Here is a 16,654-nt window from a genome sequence, read left to right on the forward strand (position 1 = left end):
TATATTCGCGGCGTGGAACTATCGATCGTCGTAACCATCCTCAATGAAGTGGACAACATCCGTCCGCTCATCGACCGCATCCACGCGGCGGTTGCCGGGATCGATTATGAGATCGTCTACGTCGATGACGGCAGCACCGACGGATCGGTCGCCCTGCTGAAATCCTTCGACGACCCCCGGCTCGTCGTCGTGGAGCTGCGGAAGAACTACGGACAGAGCCTCGCCCTCATGGCCGGTATCGACGTGGCCCGCGGCACCTACATCGCCACCATGGACGGCGACCTGCAGAACGACCCGGCCGACATACCCTCCATGCTCAGGATGGTGCGCGACGAAGACTGGGACCTGGTAGTCGGCGAACGGGTGAACCGACAGGACGGAGCCCTGCTGCGGAAGATCCCGAGTGGCATCGCTAACTGGATCATCCGCAATCTGAGCGGGGTGCATTTGCGGGATTACGGCTGCGCCCTGAAGGTCTTTCGCGCCGAAATTGCCCGTGACCTGGGAATTTACGGGGAGCTGCACCGATTTATTTCGGTGCTGGCAAGCCTGGAAGGCGCGCGCATCACCCAGGTGCCGGTGCGCCATCACGCCCGCCGGCACGGGCAGAGCAAGTACGGCCTCGGACGCACCTTCCGCGTGGTGAGCGATCTGATTTTGATGCTCTTCCTGAAGAAGTACCTGCAGCGGCCGATGCACCTTTTCGGACAGGTGGGGCTGGGCATATTCGCCGCCGGTGCCCTGATCAACCTCTATCTGCTGGCGCTCAAGCTGGCCGGTCAGGACATCTGGGGGAAGCCGCTGCTGATCCTGGGTGCCCTGCTCGTACTTACTGGCGTACAGTTGGTTACGGTCGGGATCATCGTGGAGGTACTGATGCGGACTTACTACGAAAGCCAGCAGAAGCGGCCGTATAAGGTGCGGGAAATCAAACGGGCGGGGGAGACGGTGGAGGTGCTGCCGCTCGGCCTGCCCCGGGCGGAAAAACTGCGTGAACGGTGAGCCCCCGATTACATCCGCTGGCCGAAGAGGTCGCGGTTGCCGCCGGGGTTCTTCTTCTGAACCTTGGTGGTATTCATGAGGGCGGCACAGCCGGATTTGCGGCTACAGCCCGTCATAAAGAGGATCGAGAACCCTAGTAAAATAAGGAAAACAGGATAAACACTGAGCTTTTTCATACGTTTGTACGGCTAAACTAGGGAGGTTAAAGGACCAAGCCTTGTGCCTGACTTCGACTACCTAACGAAACCTGATTCATACGGCAATTTCTTTGCCACTTTTTAACAATCCAAATTTCTGTATAATGAACAAAGGAGAACTTGTATCGTCCATCGCCGAGAAGTCGGGCCTGACGAAAGACCAAGCCGAAAGCGCACTGAGCGCCACCCTCGCTAGTATCGAAGACGCACTCAAGAGTGACGATAGCGTTAGCTTGGTAGGATTCGGTACTTTCTCGGTTAACAACCGCCCCGCCCGGGAAGGACGTAACCCCCGCACCAACGAGACCATCCAGATCGCGGCCAAGAACGTAGTGAAGTTCAAGCCCGGTAAGAAACTCAGCGAGTCCGTAAACTAAGCCACCCGGTTTAGTCTTAGGACCCTGAATCGCAGCGACCCGACCGGCTCACGCCGGCCGGGTCGCTTTCGTTAACCCCTTTCCTATGGCTACTTATCTCATCGTCGGCGGCAGCTCCGGCATCGGTCGCGCCCTCGTCGACCAACTTCTTCAGGCAAACCACACCGTCCACGTCTGGGCCCGGCAAGCTCGCGATCTGCCCCCCGCGGTTCACTTTACGGCAGTGGACGTCACGGCCGAGGGGGCCGATATGGGTACGGGACTGCCGGACACACTGGACGGTCTGGTGTACTGCCCGGGAAATATCGACCTGAAATCCTTTCGTAGCCTCAAACCCGACGCTTTCCGGCAGTCTTTCGAGCTGAACGTAGTGGGCGCCGTGCGTTGCCTCCAGGCCGCCGAACGGGCGCTTAAACGGAGTGACCGAGCTTCGGTGGTCCTTTTCTCTACGGTAGCCGTGCAGCGCGGCATGCCCTTCCACGCCGCGGTCGCCGCCGCCAAGGGTGCCGTGGAAGGCCTTACCCGTAGCCTGGCCGCGGAATACGCCCCCTCCATCCGGGTCAACGCCATCGCTCCTTCCCTCACCGATACGCCGCTCGCCGGAAAACTGCTCGCTTCCGACGACAAACGGGAAGCCAGTGCCAAGCGCCATCCTCTGAACCGGGTGGGCGACCCCGCCGATATTGCAGCCATGGCGGTATTCCTACTGGGCAACCAGGGGCGTTTCGTCACCGGCCAGGTGATCGGCATGGACGGTGGTCTCGGCGCCATTTAGATTTGCCTAAAGCAAGTCCGCAACCAGCTGCTGCAGATGCGGTATGTTGACCTCCTCGAACCAGGGGTTACGGCGCAGGTAGATACCGTTGCGCGGACTGGGGTGGGGTATTGGAAAGTACGCCGGTAGGTAATCGGCGTAGTTCCGGACGGTTTCCGTGAGGTTTTTTCCCCGCCGGGCTCCGAGGTAGTGGGCCTGAGCGTAGGCGCCGATTAGAATTTGCAGCTCCAGTCGCGGCATTAGGGAGTGCAGGGGTTCCTGCCAAAGCGGCGCGCACTCCGGCCGTGGCGGGAGATCGCCGCCTTTTCCCTTCCCCGGGTAACAGAAGCCGATCGGCAGCACGGCGAAGGTGGTAGCGTGATAAAACTGTTCTTCCGTCACGCCGAGCCACTCCCGTAATCGACGGCCGCCGGGGTCGTCCCAGGCCACGCTCGATTGGTGGGCCAGCCGTCCGGGTGCCTGGCTGATAAGGGCTACGCGGCATTCCGGGTGAATGCGGAAGATGGGATTAGGGCCGAGGGGGAGATGGTCCGCGCAGACGGTGCAGGCCCGGGCCCGGGCCAAGAGGGGGTGGTCGTAACCAGGGTGGAACCGTTTTGCCACCGGCCTCAGAAGGTTCGGGCGTACGTGATGAGCAGCTGTTCGGTGAGGCTGACCCGTTTGCCGAGGCCGGCCGTTCCATTGGGGGCGTCGTAGTCGGTGATCTGTACGCGGATGTCGTCGTCGTAGAAGACGTTGACGAAGAGGGAAAACAGGAGGTTCTCGGTGATGGCGAAGGCCAAGCCGTTCTGCCAGTCGACGTCTACGTTCTGGGGGTTCCGCAGGTAGTTGGTGTACAGGCCGAGGCTGGAACTGAGGGTGACGCGGTCGTCGGTGAGGAAGCTGGCCTCGAACTTCAACTGGGCCAGGGCACCGATCTGGGCGTCGATTTTCTCGTACTCGGGGTAGATGCCCCGGCTATCGGGCGTACCGCTGACCTGGTTGCCGTGCACGCCCCGGGCGGCAATGCTGTCGCTGGCTACGATAATGAACTTGGAACTGACGGGGGAAAAGAAAAGGGAGATGGCCGGGGTCGGCTGGTAATCCAGACCGATGGAGAAGGTGGTGGTGGCGGGCGCGAAGAACTTGGAGAGGGGGCTGCGGCCGGTATCCAGCCAGTCGGAAACGAAATTGCCGGAGTAGAGGTCGGGAAACTGGTACGTCGGCACCAACTGGCTGAGGAAGGTGAAATTCGCCGAGTAGTACAAGTTGCCGTCCTCGCGGATCTGGTAGCCGTACTTACTTCCGAACCGGAGCTCGTCGATCGTTTTCTGGAAGGGGATTTTATCGGCGGATCCCTGGGCGATGACGCCGGATCCGAGGCGCTGTAGTCCGAATTGCCAGAGCAGGGTATTGTCCCAAGTACGCCGGTCCATCTTGTACTTGGCGAAGGCGTTGACGGCGGACCCGAAGCCGAGGCGGTTCTGTCCGGCACCCTGTTTGGGGTTGATTTGCAGCAATTGGGTCAGGTCGAGCCCGATTCCCGCGCCCCGGCGCCAACCTTCCGGAATTTCTTCCGCCTCCTGCGCGAGGAGGTGAAGGGAGCAAAAAATGAAAAAAGGAATGAGTAGCGAGAGCTTCATACCGCGATCTTGGGTATTCTAATGAGGGGGGCAAAGATGGGACGGGCGGGCCGACAAAAAGTAACTTAAGTTCCTAAATGTGGCGGCAGGGAGGGGCCTTCGTCGCGCCGGCTATGCATTTCGTAGCCTTCGCTGCTGAGCTTGCTGAAGGGAACGGTAAACTCGGAATCTTCCGACCGCAACGTGATGCTGACGCTGTTGAGCTGGACGACCTCTCCCCGCTTGCCGTCGATGCTGACCTCGTCGCCGAGGCGAAGCTGATTGCGATTGTAAAAGCTGGCCAGGATATTGCCCATGATGTGCCGGGAGGCCATGCCGTAGCCGATGGCGAAAGCGCCCGCGATACCCGCCAGGAGGATACTGATGTTCGTTTCCATGAACTCCGTCTGCAACTGGGCCTGACTGAGGGAAATAAGGATGATGTTGAGCAGGATGAAGTAGAAAACCGCGTTGGCGATCAGGTTGCCGGACGGGATGGCCAGCGACCGGCAGGTGGTGAGTACCAGCCGCTTGATGGAATCGGCCAGGAAGATGCCGCCGATCAGGATGACAAAGGCTAATATGGCGTTCGGCAAATAGGAAATGAGGTCGGCCATCATCGCCGAAAGCATGTCCATGCCCAGTGCCTCGACCGCGGCCATGGTGAAAACGATCAGGACGAAGTAGTACACGATGGCCGCTAATACCCGGCTGGGGAGGAGGGTGATCTTGGCGTTGCGGAACAGGTCGATGTTCAGCAGTTTATCGGTGAGGCGGTCGAGGCCGGAAGCCGCGATGAGCCGCCGGAGGATTTGGTACAGCCCCTTGGCGATCACGTAGCCCACCAGGAAGATGACGGCGGCTTTGACGAGGGCCGGAATGACGGTCAGCAACTGGTAAGCCTGGAGGCGGAGTATCTCGAGCACGGAGTCCATGGGGGCAATTAACGGATAATGTCGCGGTTGGTGCCGGGGCCGAGAGGTTCGTCGTTGAAGGGATCGTCGTCATCAAGGTCGACCATGGGCTCTCCGCCCCCCATAACGTTGAGGGTGTCGGCCATGACGGGCCCGAAGAGCTCGACGACGCTGGCGATGAATTCGGCGGTCCGCAGTTCCCGTTCGACCTTCCGGCGCACGACAGCTTGCCGCTCCCCGGTGAAGGAGGCGATATCTTCGTCCCGCAGTGCCAGAAAGTTATTCATGGGTTTCAGGTTACGGAGGCGAACTGGCGGTCGTGGATGCGCTTGGATTTTTCCTTTACCCGTTTCAACTGCATCTTTACGGCCGATTCGGTTTTACCGAGCAGCGAGGCAATCGTTTTGATCTTCACCCCGTCCTTGTACTTCATCAGGAGCAGGGTCCGTTCGGATTCCGTGAGTTGGGAGAGCACGTAGCGGAGTTCACTGAGTTGCATGCTCATCAGGGCCTCGTCGGGCACCTCCTCGATCGTGTCTGGCGGGTCTTCCATCTCGGTGGCGAAGAGCTCCCGGCTACGGCGGCTGCGGCGAATTTTGTCGATACAGAGGTTATAGGTGATGGAATAGACCCAGGTGGAAAACTTGGCCTGGCCCTCGAATTTACCCAGGCTCAGGAATATCTTGGTAAAAATCTCCTGGGTGGCGTCTTCCGCTTCGCTTTCCTTGTGCAGCATGGTCATGGCCTTACTGTATACTTTGGCGGCATAGCGCTCGTAGAGCAGGCGGAAGCAGGTAGCGTGCTGGTGCTTGCGGTAGGCCAGCACGATGTCCATGTCTTCCATGGAAGGGTCGCAAGCTTGAGTGGACGCTTGGGTGAGCATTCAGGTTTCCAGCTTCGGGAGCTCGGATCGTAGCGGCTTCCCAGGTGAGACGTCAAATTACGTATTGGGTCACGGAACGCGAAAGTTTCCCCGGAAAATCATTCCACGACCTTGCTTGCCTGGCTCACCGCGGCCACGTTGAAGACCCCCAATACGGCTTCTTCCCCGTCGAGGGCCACCACGTTGCCGGGGGCATTGGCGATGGGGAGTTGGAAGATGCCGTTGCTGCCGTTCTGAATCTGGTCGCGGGCCACGCTCAGGTAGAAGAAGGCTTCGTTGCTGAGCGACCATACATCGACGTGGAGGCTATCGCCGGGCTCGAGGGCGACCACGCCGCCGTCGTCGTCCGTGCGGTTGATGCTGAACCGGATGGGTGCGATGAACACGATGCCGTCCGTGCCGCTGCCGGCGTCGAAGGTGGCGTCGTATACCAGGGAGAGCTCCCCCGGGCGGTTGAGCAGGGTGTCGTTGATGGTGGTGCGGATCAGATAGGCATCGCCGACACCGACGAAATCGCGGGCGTACAGCTGGGCGTACAGGCCCGCGTCGAGCCCGATCGATTCTTCCTCGAAACGAACCGCGATGCTGTCGATGGGGGGCACCCGTTTCACCGTCGTCTGGCTGCCGTAGCGGAGCCCGTTGCGCTCGAGGCCGAGGACCAGCTCGGTACCGACCGCGCCCAGGGAATCACCGGGAGCCGGCTCCCACACGTAGTCGCCGTCGCCCCGGTACGTGAAGGTGAAGCAGCTAGTATCCGGGGCGGTGCGGCAGATCACCACCGCGGCGTCCTCCACGGGGGTGGGCAGGCGGTTGGCGTAGTAATCCTGTGATTCGGTGAGGCGGACGGTCTGGGGTTCCGCCCGATTGGTGAGCCAGGCGTCGACGACAAGTTGGGGGGCGTCGAAGTCGGTCTGGAGGGTGACGGGGTCCTCGCAGTTCCATAGGACAAGGGCTAGCGAGAGTAGGCCGAGCGATCGCATCATTGGAAGGTGAAGTTGTAGGAAACGGAGGGGATGATGCTACCGACCACGGAGAGCTTGATGGCTTCGGTGTTGATGGCCTGCCCGGGAAGGGTGCGGCCGTCCAGTTGGTCGGCGTAGATGGTGAAGGGGTTGCGGCGGGCGTAGAGATTGTAAATGCCGAAGATCCACTGCCCCTGCCAGCGGCGGTCGGCTTTCTCTTTTTTCGGGTCGAGGGTGAGGCTCACGTCGAGGCGGTGGTAATCCGGAATGCGAAAGTTATTACGGGCGTCACCGGCGTTGTTCGGGATGTAGTAACCGAGCTGGTAGTAGCCGCTGTTGGGCAGGGTGGTCGGGGTGCCGGTGTTGTAGACGAAGGTACCGCTCAGGCTCACGCGGTCGGAGAGCTCGTAGAACGCGGTCAGGTTGAAGTTGTGGGTCTGGTCGAAACGGGTGGGGTACCAGTCGTCATTGTTGATGCCGGGCACCAGCCGCTCGGAGCGAGCCAGGGTGTAGCTCAGCCAGCCCGATGCGCGGCCCTTGTTTTTCTTGAGTTGCACTTCGGCTCCGTAGGCCCGCCCTTCGCCGCTGAGGACCTGCCCTTCCACGAGTTCGTTGAGGATGAGGTCGGCCCCGTCGATGTAATCGACCAGGTTGGCGAAGTCCTTGTAGTAGGTTTCCAAGCTGAGCTCGTAGGTATTGTCGCTGAGATTACGGAAGTATCCGAGGGCGAACTGGTCGGCCCGCTGGGGTTGGATGTTGTTGGTGCTGGGCGTCCAGATGTCGAGGGGGATCGAGGCGGTGGTATTGCTGAGCAGGTGGATGTACTGCACGGTGCGCTGGTAGCTGGCCTTCACCGAGCTGGTGGAGTTGAGGGTGAACTGGGCCGCGGCGCGGGGTTCCAGGTTCAACCAGTCGTCGATCACTTCGTTGCGCTCCGTAGGGGTGACGCCCGTGAGTGGGCGGGGCAGTCCTTCGCGGGGGGCTTCGCCGAATTCGTAGATATTGCGTCCGCCGAGGTAGGCGAAGTGGCTCAGGCGCAGCCCGTAGTTGAGCTTCAGCCGGTCCCACAGGGTCACCTCGTTTTCGACGAAGGCGCTCGATTCCAGGGCCCACTGGCGGCTGAGGCTGATGTCGATTTCGTCGCCGCCGCTGACGGCAATGGCGTTGGCCGGCTCGAAGCGGTAGTAGATCGCCTGGCCGCCGAAGCGGATGACGTTATCGGGACTGACGAAGTAGGAGAATTCCGGTTTGACGCTGGTGTTGACGATGCTGGCGTCCCAGTTGAAGGCGTCTTCGTCGGGGTCGTCGCCGAAGTCAATGGCGTAGTCGTAGTCGCTGTAGTAGACGGTCAGGTTGGCGAAGAGCTTGTCGGAAAAGAGGTGGTTCCAGCGCAGGGTGCCGGTGGCGTTACCCCAGCTGAAGCCGGCCGCGTCGCCCGGACTGAATACGTCGCGGCCGAGGTAGCCGGAAAGAAATACTTGGTCCTTATCGCTGAAGCGGTAGTTGGTCTTCAGGGTGAGGTCGTAAAAGTTGAGGCGGGTACCGCTGAGGTTATCGTTGAGGAAAGGGGCCGCCAGTACGTCGATGTAGCTGCGGCGGCCGGCGAGGAGAAAAGACGACTTATCCTTCACCAACGGTGCTTCCACGCTGAGCCGGCTGAAGATGGTGCCGATACCGCCCTGCATCTCGAACTGCTGGTTATTGCCCTCCTTCATGCGCACGTCGAGGATGGACGAAAGCCGGCCGCCATAACGCGCGGGGATGCCACCTTTGTACAGCTGTACCCCCTTCACGGCGTCGGGGTTAAAAACCGAGAAGAAGCCGAAGAGGTGGCTGCTGTTGAAGACGGGCGCCTCGTCCAGGATCACCAGGTTCTGGTCGATGCTGCCGCCCCGCACGTTAAAGCCGGCGGCACCCTCGCCCACGGTGGTCACCCCGGGCAGCAACTGGATGCTGCGGATCACGTCCACTTCCCCCAGCAGGCTGGGCAGCTTCTCAATGGTGCTCATGTCGAGCCGCTCCACGCTCATCTGCAGGTTGCTGACGTTCTCGTCTTCGTCGACGGCGGTGACGACAACTTCCTGGAGCACGCTGCCGGCTTCCTCGAGAGCGAAATCGCGGGTGAGGTTGCCGTTGAGCTCCAGTACGACCTTCCGTTCGGCGTAGCCCAGGTAGCTTGCCCGCACCGTATAACTGCCGGGGGCAACGGTGAGGGAATAAAAGCCGTAGGCATTCGTCACCGTGCCCAGGGTGGTGCCGTCTAGTTGCACGGTAGCCCCGATGAGGGTCTCGCCGTCGCTGGCATCGCGGACGTAGCCACTGAGCGTCACCCGGTCCTGGGCACCGAGCGTGGAAATAAACCCGACCAGGAAGAGGAGGGTGGCGGCGAGGCGGAGGGCGGGCTTACCCAGGCGTCCGGTTTCGACCGCAAGGTAGGAGCGGGGGCCGGACCCGGAGAGCACGAGGGGAGTCCAGCGTGGAATCGGTAGAATAGATGTCTTCACAGCAGCCGTAACGACGAATAGGGCACGGCGGTTATGGCCCCGTACCCTATTCCGATCAATCGGCTCCGATTTTAGACGGAGGCGTGACTATTTCGGCTCATCGCTCGTATTCGCTTCCCCGACTTTTTGAAAGTGACCGGCTTCGGTGATGGTTTTTTCTTGGCCGGTGTCAGGATCGGGGTAGCTGCGTTCGTGCACTTCCACGCTCAGTTGTTTTCCCTTCAACTTATTGGTGTCTAGGGTTTCTCCTTCCATTTCGACGGCGCGCATTAGTTCGGCCAGGATGGGTTTGCTGGGCTCGCTGTCGTAGAAGCGCTGCTCTACGAAGCCTTCATCGGTCTCCATACGGGCGGCGAAAAAGGGGATGCCCTTGTACTCGCTCTTTCCTTCGGAAATCTCGGTGATGGTCACTACGTGGCGGCCGTTTTGCAGGCGGGGTTTTTCGTTTACTTCGAATTTCATGGTGGCTGTTTCTTATAGATGTCAATTTAGAACATTTTGTTTTAAACAACCCAATCTTTTTGCGCCGGGGCGCGGGAAAGTTGTCGCTTGGGAAGCGAAGCGGGCCGTGTCGGGACTGGGGTCACGGGAAACCCTGGCCGCTATTCCGCTGCGGGGTTCCTGCGCTCCGCCGCCCGAACTTGTCGCTGGCGTTTGCTCTCCCGGCGCGCGTGGTGTATTATGGCTTCGCCTTACAAGCGTTCAAGCCTTTCGATTATGCCAAGCAACACCTTTTTTTCGGGGGGAGACCCCCGTCGGTCGGGCTCCATCCTAGTCTGGATCCTATTGCTGATCATGCTGGCCGCCTGGAGCCGACTGGCCGCGCAACAACCCACCGCGCTGGAAGTGGAGTACATCCCCACGCCACTCGGGATCGACGTGGAAACCCCGCGCTTCAGCTGGCAGTTGACGGCGGACCCCAATCGACACGGTGTAAAACAGACCGCTTACGCCCTCACCGTGACCGATGAAGCCGGTACCGAGGTCTGGAATAGTGGAAGGGTAAACAGCGGCACGGCGCTCGGTATCCCGTACGCCGGGGAGGACCTGGAGCCCGCCACCCGTTACGACTGGGAGGTGACCGTGTACGACGAGCGAGACAGCACCTACGCCGCCAACTCGTGGTTCGAGACCGGTTTGCTGAACGCCACGGAAGCCGCCTGGGAGGGTGCCCGGTGGATCGGTGGCGGCGATGCGGACCAGGTGCTGCACGCGCACTACCTGTCGGTGTTCCGGTTGAGTTATACCCTGCAGCTCGACAAAGCCAGCGGGAGTACCCGGGCCTCCCTGATCCTCGGAGCCAACGACCTGCGGCTGCGCGACGCGTACAAGAACATTTACGGCCTGTCATCGCCCGAGGACAGTGCCTACGTGCGCCTGGAAGTGGACATCAGCGAACCCCACCCGACCTTCAAGGTGTACCGCGTTGGCTACCACCCGGATGACCGCGCTGACCGGCCGCTCTACGCCATCGTGCTACCGGATTCGGTGCAGGGGGAATCCAGTCTCTACGGACCCTACCGGATCGAGGTCGGCAGCGTATTCGGTACTACCCGCATCCGGTTGAACGGAACGGAAATCGGGACGGACCTCGAAACCTACTACCGGGGTGGTTGGGGCCGCGGCGGCCTGGTGATCAACCCCAACGGACCCAGCGGCGATTACCTCGCGTACCCGATGCTGGCCGACATCGGCTTTTCCGTTCCGGCAGGGCAGCAGGCCACCTTTTCCGACTTGACGCTACGGCACTACCGCGCCCCCTCGAACGTCCTCTGGCAGCCGACGGGAAAAGCGGACGGTTTTGCCGCGCGGTTGGCACAGGAGACCGACGGCGAAATCGAACTCCTCGAAAACGGTATCCGCGTCCGCGGGGGAAGCGGGGGCACCTTCGCCGTAGCCGATCCGAGCCAGAACGCCGCGCCGATGTTGCGTACCACCTTCGCCGCCAAACCGAACGTTACCCGGGCCCGGATCTACGTCACCGCCCGCGGCGTCTACGAGCTGTACCTGAATGGCGAGCGGGTGGGGGAGGACTACTTCAACCCCGGCCTGACGCAGTACGATGAAACCCACCTCTATCAGACCTACGACGTGACGGACCGGATCGCGGCCGGCGGTGATAATGCCCTCGGAGCCTGGCTCGGTGAGGGCTGGTGGAGCGGGAACCACAGCTTCTCCGGCGCCAACTGGAACTTCTTTGGTGACCGGCAGTCGCTGCTCGCCAAACTGGTCATCGACTACGCCGACGGCAGCCGGGAGGTCGTCACGACCGACCCCGACGACTGGCGCTACTTCAATAACGGCCCCCTGCGGTACGGATCCTTCTTTCAGGGGGAAGTCTACGATGCCCGCCGCGATACGGCGATCGCCGGTTGGGCTACGGCGGACTACGACGATAGCGACTGGACCGAAGCCACGGAGGTGGACGTCGCCCGAACCGCCTTCATAGGTGACGACAACGGCCGGAAGATTGCCTACGAAGATTATCGGCTGCTCGGACAGATCGGAACTCCCGCGCGGGTGGTGAAGGAATTGACCGCCCAATCGGTCGAGGAGGTCCGTCCGGGAGTGTTCGTCTACGACATGGGGCAGAATATGGTCGGCGTGCCGCGGGTGGATCTGGGGAGCGGGGAAGCGGGCCGGGACATCTGGCTCCGGTACGCCGAGGTGCTCTACCCCGACTTGCCGGTCTACGGAGACAAAGTGGGGATGATCATGATCGAAAACCTCCGGGCGGCCCACAACCACGATCACTACATCACGAAAGCGGGCGACAACGTGTTGCAGCCCCGCTTCACCTTCCACGGTTACCGCTATCTGGAGATTACCGGCATCGAGGAAGCCCTGCCGGTGGAGGCGGTGAAGGGGCTAGTCATTAGCTCGATTGACGCGGTCACCGCCCATTACGAAACGTCGAACGACAACGTCAACCGGCTGTTCGAGAACATCGTCTGGTCGCAGTACGGCAACTTCCTGTCGATACCGACCGACTGTCCGCAGCGCAACGAGCGGATGGGCTGGTCGGGCGATATCTCCGTATTTGCCCGGACGGCCACCTACCTGGCTGATGCCGATCAATTCTTCCGCCGCCACCTCCTGGCGATGCGGGAAACCCAGTACCCGGACGGTCGCTTCGCGGACGTGGCACCGGCCGCCGACGGCTTCGGGGGCATCCTCTGGGGCAGTGCAGGCCTTACAGTGGCCTGGGAAACCTGGCAGCAGTACGGGGATACGGCGGTGCTGCGGGAGCATTATCCGGCCATGCGCGACTACATGAATTTTCTGGCCGAGGGTATCGACCCCAATAGCGGCGTCATGACGGCGGGGGCACTGGGCGACTGGCTCAGTCCGGAGGGAAATCAGAACGACAATACCCTCCTCTGGGAGAGCTACTACATCTTCGACCTGCAGATCATGCGGGAGGTAGCGCAACTACTCGGCAAGCAGCAGGAAGCGGCGGATTACGCCGCGAGGATCCAGGCGCGACAACAACACTTTCGGGATACCTACCTGGAGCCAGGTGGCTACCGGACCGTGCGCTCCGGCCACGTGATGAACGGCTTCGGTTCCTCGCCGCCGGAGCAACAGGTGAAGGAGATCGAAGGTCGACCCAACTACATGGATACCCAGGTCTCCTACGCCCTGCCGCTGGCCCTGGGGGTAGTGGAGGGGGAGACTGCCGATAGCCTGGCCGCCCGGCTGGCCGACATCTTGCGGCGAACGAACGAAGACGACGGGGGCGTGAGCCGACCGGCCTATTCCCTGATGACCGGCTTTATCGGTACGGCCTGGATCAGCAAGGCGCTGTCCGATTACGGGTACACCGACGTAGCCTACGAACTCTTGCTGAACGAGCAGTACCCCTCCTGGTTGTACCCGGTCACCCAGGGAGCGACCAGCATCTGGGAGCGGCTGAATTCCTACACCCACGAAGACGGCTTCGGCGACAACAACAGCATGAATAGCTTCAACCACTACTCTTTCGGGGCGGTGGGGCAGTGGATGATGGCTCATTCCCTCGGTATCCAGCGGGGGGAGCCCGGATTCAAATCGTTCGTCCTGCGTCCGGAGCCGGATCCGACCGGTCAGCTGACCGAGGCCGGGGGGCACTACGATTCGCCGTACGGTCGGATCGAGAGTAGCTGGAAAACCGAAGGGAATGGCCTGACCTATTCGGCTACCGTTCCGCCGAATACCTCGGCAATTCTGTACCTATCGGCCCCCGACGCGCAAAGCGTACGGGAAGGTGCCGGCCCCGCCGACGGGGCGGAGGGCGTGCGCCTCGTACGGTACACCGGGCGGCACGCGGTGTACGAACTGGCTGCGGGTACCTACCAATTTACGGTAGCGAACTAAGGGGTAGCAACGGTTCCTTTAGCGGTAAGGGGGCGGGGGGTGGAGCAACTACTAATTATTCGCAGCGCGCAGCCACTCCACAAACAGCCGTACCCCAAACCCCGTAGCCTGGCGGTCTTTGGCGTACGGGCCCTGCTTCAGTGCCACGCCGGCGATGTCGAAGTGGATGTAGCGCTCGTGGCCGTGGGTGAAGTTTTCCAGGAATTTGAAGGCATCGGTGGCCCCGTGCAGCGGATTGCCACTGAAGTTCTTCACGTCGGCTACGTCACTTTCCAATCCCTTGGCAAAATCATCCCAGGGGGGCAGGGGCCAGACGCGCTCGCCGCAGGCATCCCCTGCGGTCCGGAATTGGTCCACCAGTTCCTCGTTCTTGCTGAGGGTGGCGGCACAGACGTAGCCAAAGGTGCGCACGGCCGAACCCGTAAGCGTCGCCACGTCAATGAGGGTGGTGGGGGAGAAGTGCTTAACGGCGTAGCTCAGACCGTCGGCCATGATGAGGCGGCCCTCCGCATCCGTATCGATGATCTCGATGGTCTTGCCGGCGTGGCTTTCGATAACGTCGCTGGGTTTGATGCTTAGGGCGTCGACGCTGTTATCGGTGGCGGGGACGATGCCGACCAGGTTAACCGGCAGCTTCAGGCGGGCGGCCGCCTCGACTGCGCCGAAGGTAGCCGCGGCCCCACCCATGTCACTCTTCATCAGGTGGAGGTTCTGACTGCCTTTAATGCTGACGCCGCCGGTGTCGAAGGTGACGCCTTTGCCGATAATGGCGGTCGTTTCTCCCTCCTGCGCTCCGCCGCGATATTCCATCACGATGAGCACGGCCGGGTCCTCGCTCCCGCGGTTGACGGCCAGGAGGGCGTGCAGTCCTTCCTGCAGGCAGGCCTCCTTGTCGAGCACCTTCACGTCGTAACCGTAGGTGGCTCCGCTTTCCCGGGCGAAGGCGGCCAGATCCTGGGCGCGCTTTTTATTGGCGGGGGCGTCCACCAGGGAGCGGACGCGGTTTTGTACGTCGGCCAGGATCAGCGCGGGTTCGGTATTGCCGTCGTACCGGAAGGTCCCCTTCGCCAGGGGGTGGGCTTCGTGGTCGCCCTTGCGCTGGCCGGCGGAATAGCTGCCCAACTTCAGGCCGCCGATGAATTCCTCCGCCAGTCGATCGGCTACGTTCGGGGCCTTGACGGCCAGCTCGGCACTCAGGTGTTTCGCTTCCTTGTGGCTGAGCAGTTGCCCCAGGTTTCGCACGGACGCCGGAGCGGCGTCCTTCGGCAACCGGACGATGAATCCCGGAGGGGAAAGGGTACGGAGATAGGTGTCGGCGGGAATGCTATCGGCGTAGTCGTCGTTACCGTCGGCGGGCAGCAGGGTGATCTCGATCATGGTGGAGAAAGGTTCGGAAGGCGTGGTGGGTTCACTAGCGGCCTGCCGAACGTCGTGCAACGCAGTTCGTCCGCCCACGGGTGGAAGTGGCTAGTGGTCTGCCGAACGTAGGGTAACGTAGTTCGTCCGCCCACGGGTCGGTAGTGACTATGCCTAGGTCCACCCATCTCCTGGGCAGACCAGCTGGCGCTGGGCGGACCAGGAGCTGGGCAACCCCGCGACATTTCCGCCCACGGGTCGAAGGTGCTAGTGGTCTGCCGAACGTAGGGTAGCGTAGTTCGTCCGCCCACGGGTGGAAGTGGCTAGTGGTCTGCCGAACGTAGGGTAGCGTAGTTCGTCCGCCCACGGGTCGGTAGTGACTATGCCCTGGTCCACCCATCCCCTGGGCAGACCAGCTGGCGCTGGGCGGACCAGGAGAAGGGCGGACCAGAAGCTGGGCGGACCGGGAAGGCTGGCAAACTATTTACTTACCTTTTGCATTTGATCAAGACGAAAATCACGTGTCGGCCTGCGTCGCCACCAAAGCAACAGTATGAAGATCGGCGTTGTCTGTTATCCCACCTACGGCGGCAGTGGCGTACTGGCCACGGAACTCGGCCTGGGATTGGCGCGTCGTGGGCACGAAATCCACTTCATTACCTACCGGCGACCGGCGCGGCTCGGGTTTTTTCACGAGAACGTCTTTTACCACGAGGTAGACAGCGGCGCGGATTACCCGCTGTTTGAATTCGCCCCCTACGAAACCGCTCTGGCCTCCAAGCTGGTGGACGTAGTCGAGAACTACGGCATCGAGCTGCTGCACGTCCACTACGCCGTGCCCCACGCCGCGGTAGCCTACATGGCCCGTAAGATCCTGATGAGCCGGAACCGCTACGTTCCTTTCGTGACCACCCTGCACGGTACCGACATTACCCTGGTGGGCAGTAATCCGGCCTTCGAGCCCACGATCACCTTCGCCATCAATGAATCCGACGGGGTGACGGCCGTATCCGACTCTCTCAAGCAGGCGACGCTCGACAATTTCGAGGTCCTTCGCCCGATCGAGGTCATCTATAATTTCATCGATTTCGCCCGCTTCAAGCGGAACAACAAGGAACACTTCAAGCGGGCCATCGCCCCTAACGGGGAGCGCATCCTGATCCATGTCTCCAATTTCCGGCCGGTAAAGCGGGTCGACGACGTGATCTACATCTTCAAGATCATCAACGACCAGACGCCCAGTAAGCTGCTGCTCATCGGCGACGGACCCGAACGCAATAAGTGCGAGGACCTCAGTCGCCGGCTCGGCCTCACGAAGGACATCCGCTTCCTGGGCAAGCAGGACGCGGTGGAAGAATTGTTGGCCGTAGCCGATGTGTTTCTGTTGCCGTCCGCGAGTGAAAGTTTCGGTCTTGCCGCGCTGGAAGCCATGGCCTGCGAAGTCCCGGTGGTGTCCAGCAACGTAGGGGGTATTCCCGAGGTGAATATCGACGGGGTCACCGGCTTCACCAGCGGCGTCGGCATGGTCGACAAGATGGCGGAGGACATCATGAAGATATTCGAAAACGAAGATACCCTGAAGCGATTTCGGGCCAATGCGCTAAAGCAGGCCGAACGCTTCGATATCGCCAACATGATCCCGAAGTACGAAGCCTACTACGAGAAGGTGCTGGAAGAAAGCCGGTTGCCCTCCGAAGCGCCGGTCGCGGATTGCTAAAGCCGGCCGG

Annotated in this window: 15 protein-coding genes; 5 read left to right on the plus strand and 10 right to left on the minus strand. The window is 61.3% G+C overall.

Annotated elements, in window-relative coordinates:
• Window positions 1-3: 3 nt before the first annotated feature.
• Window positions 4-1,002: a glycosyltransferase family 2 protein gene (locus CLV84_RS03205; RefSeq protein WP_406603340.1), complete on the plus strand. Its 999-nt coding sequence runs from the start codon at window positions 4-6 to the stop codon at window positions 1,000-1,002.
• Window positions 1,003-1,010: 8 nt separating this feature from the next.
• Here the strand turns inward: CLV84_RS03205 and CLV84_RS21715 are convergent, their stop codons facing one another.
• The gene (locus tag CLV84_RS21715; protein WP_170067548.1) at window positions 1,011-1,178 is read right to left on the minus strand and encodes a hypothetical protein; all 168 of its coding nucleotides are present in this window, start codon (window positions 1,176-1,178) and stop codon (window positions 1,011-1,013) included.
• A gap of 125 nt (window positions 1,179-1,303) precedes the next feature.
• On the opposite strand from CLV84_RS21715, the gene CLV84_RS03210 reads away from it, so the two are divergent.
• Both CLV84_RS03210 and CLV84_RS03215 read left to right on the plus strand, forming a co-directional pair.
• Window positions 1,304-1,576: an HU family DNA-binding protein gene (locus tag CLV84_RS03210; RefSeq protein ID WP_104418295.1), complete on the plus strand. Its 273-nt coding sequence runs from the start codon at window positions 1,304-1,306 to the stop codon at window positions 1,574-1,576.
• 85 nt (window positions 1,577-1,661) lie between these two features.
• Window positions 1,662-2,351: an SDR family NAD(P)-dependent oxidoreductase gene (locus tag CLV84_RS03215; RefSeq protein WP_104418296.1), complete on the plus strand. Its 690-nt coding sequence runs from the start codon at window positions 1,662-1,664 to the stop codon at window positions 2,349-2,351.
• A 6-nt stretch (window positions 2,352-2,357) separates the two neighbouring features.
• Here the strand turns inward: CLV84_RS03215 and CLV84_RS03220 are convergent, their stop codons facing one another.
• The 8 genes from CLV84_RS03220 to CLV84_RS03255 all read right to left on the minus strand — a co-directional run bounded on the left by CLV84_RS03220 (window position 2,358) and on the right by CLV84_RS03255 (window position 9,677).
• Window positions 2,358-2,954 carry a uracil-DNA glycosylase family protein gene (locus CLV84_RS03220; RefSeq protein ID WP_211295140.1) on the minus strand — a complete coding sequence of 199 codons (597 nt, stop codon included), beginning with the start codon at window positions 2,952-2,954 and terminating at the stop codon, window positions 2,358-2,360.
• 5 nt (window positions 2,955-2,959) lie between these two features.
• Window positions 2,960-3,973 (minus strand): DUF3078 domain-containing protein, encoded by a 1,014-nt coding sequence (locus CLV84_RS03225; protein WP_104418297.1) that lies wholly within the window; start codon window positions 3,971-3,973, stop codon window positions 2,960-2,962.
• A gap of 65 nt (window positions 3,974-4,038) precedes the next feature.
• The gene (locus CLV84_RS03230) at window positions 4,039-4,887 is read right to left on the minus strand and encodes a mechanosensitive ion channel family protein (RefSeq protein ID WP_104418298.1); all 849 of its coding nucleotides are present in this window, start codon (window positions 4,885-4,887) and stop codon (window positions 4,039-4,041) included.
• 8 nt (window positions 4,888-4,895) lie between these two features.
• On the minus strand, window positions 4,896-5,153 hold the full coding sequence (locus tag CLV84_RS03235) for a hypothetical protein (protein ID WP_104418299.1): 258 nt from the start codon (window positions 5,151-5,153) through the stop codon (window positions 4,896-4,898).
• Between the two features lie 5 nt (window positions 5,154-5,158).
• Window positions 5,159-5,710: an RNA polymerase sigma factor gene (locus CLV84_RS03240; RefSeq protein WP_104418300.1), complete on the minus strand. Its 552-nt coding sequence runs from the start codon at window positions 5,708-5,710 to the stop codon at window positions 5,159-5,161.
• 137 nt (window positions 5,711-5,847) lie between these two features.
• Window positions 5,848-6,732: a DUF4249 domain-containing protein gene (locus CLV84_RS03245; RefSeq protein WP_104418301.1), complete on the minus strand. Its 885-nt coding sequence runs from the start codon at window positions 6,730-6,732 to the stop codon at window positions 5,848-5,850.
• A complete protein-coding gene (locus CLV84_RS03250) occupies window positions 6,729-9,215 on the minus strand; it encodes a TonB-dependent receptor (RefSeq protein WP_245911367.1) in 2,487 nt (828 codons plus the stop codon). Before CLV84_RS03250 ends, CLV84_RS03245 begins: the two co-directional genes overlap by 4 nt.
• Before the next feature lie 87 nt (window positions 9,216-9,302).
• Window positions 9,303-9,677 (minus strand): hypothetical protein, encoded by a 375-nt coding sequence (locus tag CLV84_RS03255; protein ID WP_104418302.1) that lies wholly within the window; start codon window positions 9,675-9,677, stop codon window positions 9,303-9,305.
• A gap of 255 nt (window positions 9,678-9,932) precedes the next feature.
• On the opposite strand from CLV84_RS03255, the gene CLV84_RS03260 reads away from it, so the two are divergent.
• Window positions 9,933-13,571 carry an alpha-L-rhamnosidase gene (locus CLV84_RS03260; RefSeq protein WP_170067549.1) on the plus strand — a complete coding sequence of 1,213 codons (3,639 nt, stop codon included), beginning with the start codon at window positions 9,933-9,935 and terminating at the stop codon, window positions 13,569-13,571.
• A 51-nt stretch (window positions 13,572-13,622) separates the two neighbouring features.
• On the opposite strand, the gene CLV84_RS03265 is transcribed toward CLV84_RS03260, so the two are convergent.
• Window positions 13,623-14,948: a leucyl aminopeptidase family protein gene (locus tag CLV84_RS03265; protein ID WP_104418304.1), complete on the minus strand. Its 1,326-nt coding sequence runs from the start codon at window positions 14,946-14,948 to the stop codon at window positions 13,623-13,625.
• Between the two features lie 532 nt (window positions 14,949-15,480).
• On the opposite strand from CLV84_RS03265, the gene bshA reads away from it, so the two are divergent.
• A complete protein-coding gene (gene bshA / locus CLV84_RS03270; protein ID WP_104418305.1) occupies window positions 15,481-16,644 on the plus strand; it encodes an N-acetyl-alpha-D-glucosaminyl L-malate synthase BshA in 1,164 nt (387 codons plus the stop codon).
• The last annotated feature ends 10 nt before the right edge of the window (window positions 16,645-16,654 follow it).

It is taken from the genome of Neolewinella xylanilytica (assembly GCF_002934605.1).
Taxonomy (GTDB): Bacteria; Bacteroidota; Bacteroidia; order Chitinophagales; family Saprospiraceae; genus Neolewinella; species Neolewinella xylanilytica.